Here is a 2,092-nt window from a genome sequence, read left to right on the forward strand (position 1 = left end):
GCGCGAAATCCCTGTGGGTCACCGGGAGTGGATTGGTTGTTTTGTTCGAGAAAGGGCCTCCCCTGAGCTATTCAGTTGCGGTCAGTGTGGACGGCGGAAAAACTTGGGCAAAGAGGCATTTGCTCGACGGTAACCTGAGGGCGCTGTGTCCAGTCACCGTTGATGACTACTGGCTGGTAGATGGGCCTCGCTACGTTTACCGGAGACACTGACGGGTCAGCCGGGGCTTGCGGGCATGCGGTTTCCGGATTAGTGACGGCGCCATCGTGTCTCGGTTGCCGATGATAGCCAGTCAGGGGTTCCTGCATGGTGGAGAGCAACTACGCCGACGGCTCCCAGTGGGCCGCCTGGCAGGGCGCCAGCGGCGCGGTGGCCACGGACTGGGACCAGGCCGGCCGCCGCACCCGGGGCGTGGTGCGCGCCGGTGCTGCGGGCGCGGTGTTCTTCGAGGAGCAGATCGGTTACGACGCGAACGACCGGGTGACGAGCCTGGTCTGGCCCCACGGCCGCGCGGGCGCCGACTCCGAGGCCAGACCTTCAGGTACGATCAGCTCGGCCGGCTGCTGACCTTTCGGCAGGGGCTGTGGGACGGGGCGGCGGTGACCGGCACCCCCACCGCCTTCCACGACTGGAACCTCGACGAAGTCGGCAACTGGCGCGAGCACAAGGAGAGCGAGAGCGAGGCCTTCTGGACCCCGGAGGTGGACCCGATCAACGCCTACGACAAATGGGACGCCAGCTTCGATCGAGACGGCGACGGCGTGGAGGAGGCGCTGACCCTGGTCCGGGAGCACGACGCGGCCCGGGGCTTCCTCTTCCGCAAGGAAGAAGAGGACGGCACACACACCCGCTACGTGCACGACGCCCTCGGCCGCCTGGTGGAGGTTCAGCGAGAAACCGGCGGCGGCCCGGAGACGGTGGTGCGCTATGGGTACGACACCTCCGGCCGCCTGAGCTGGCGCGAGGAAGCCGGCGGCGACGGCAAGACCTGGCTGGTGCACGACGGCGGCAGCACGGTGCTGGAGATCGCCGACGAGAGCACCGGCCGCCGGGGGGTGTGGGTCAACGTCTGGGCCGGCAGCACCCTGGTGCGCGCGAAGGACACAAACGGCAAGGTCGTCTACCTGCACCAGGACCGGCTGGGCTCGATCGTGGCGGCTACCCGCGACGAGAACGGCGCTGCGGTGATGGACGGCGGCGCGGCCTACGACCCCTACGGCCGGAAGGTGATCCTCCCCGACTGGTCCCCCGGCGAGCTGGCGGTGCCCTACGGCTACGCGGGGGCTCGCCTCGAGCCCCTGTCCGCCGCGGACATCGACCGCGACGGAGACGGCATCGCCGAGGAGCGCCGCGCCCTCTACCTGATGGGCGCCCGCTGGTACGACCCCCAGACGGGCCGTTTCATCGAGCAGGACCCCATCGGCGAGGACGGCGGCCTGAACCTCTACGCCTACACCGGGTCGAGCCCGATCTCGTGGATCGACCCGACGGGGCTGGCGAAGAAGAAGGCGAAGGAGATGAACCTGGACAGGCAGCGCCAGGAGAAGTCTTCCTGGCGAGTCGATGGTGTTCGTGTCTCAGCCAGCTTTGCGAGATTCGTGGCACGATCGGTCGAAGGCGGTCGGGAAGCTCGGGCGTGGCGGGTTCAGCGCGATGCGCCGTTGTTGGCCGAGAAGATGAAGGCAGCAGCCAAGCAGCTCGACGCCCAGGCCGCGGCGTCTGAAGGGGATGATGCGGAGAAGAACAGAGCCTTGGCCGACACCCTGCGCCAGGGCGCGACGCTGCTGGAGGGTATGGCGGAGGCCGCGGCCCAAGGCCCCGAGACGTTGGAGCGGTTCGGGCAAGAGAATGCGAATGCGCTTCGGGAGGTGGAGCGTAGGCTGACCGAGCAGTCTGAGGTTTCTGCGGCTCAGGACTCCGGTGATGTCAGTGTATTTGCTGCCGAGAGTAGACCCCAGCGTTGCATAAACTGACGCAGTTTTCTACGCTGCTTTTTCGAGTCCCGCCAGGTAGCCTTCAATCTGTGATTGTGCCGCATTGTTCGCGTTCATCGTCAGGGTGAGTGCGCCACGCGGCCGGGTGAGTCGGCCGG

Annotated in this window: 3 protein-coding genes; all 3 read left to right on the forward strand. The window is 67.3% G+C overall.

Features of this window, described 5'->3' with window-relative positions; genetic code table 11:
* Positions 1 to 212, forward strand: a 212-nt coding sequence (locus Q9Q40_15645; GenBank protein MDQ7008655.1) for a hypothetical protein, incomplete at its 5' end; no start/stop codon positions are given.
* A 94-nt stretch (positions 213 to 306) separates the two neighbouring features.
* Entirely contained in the window at positions 307 to 567 is a 261-nt protein-coding gene (locus Q9Q40_15650) for a hypothetical protein (protein ID MDQ7008656.1), read from the forward strand.
* A 32-nt stretch (positions 568 to 599) separates the two neighbouring features.
* Positions 600 to 1,973 carry an RHS repeat-associated core domain-containing protein gene (locus Q9Q40_15655; GenBank protein MDQ7008657.1) on the forward strand — a complete coding sequence of 458 codons (1,374 nt, stop codon included), beginning with the start codon at positions 600 to 602 and terminating at the stop codon, positions 1,971 to 1,973.
* Positions 1,974 to 2,092 lie beyond the last annotated feature (119 nt).

Source organism: Acidobacteriota bacterium (genome assembly GCA_030949985.1).
GTDB lineage: Bacteria > Acidobacteriota > Polarisedimenticolia > J045 > J045 > JALTMS01.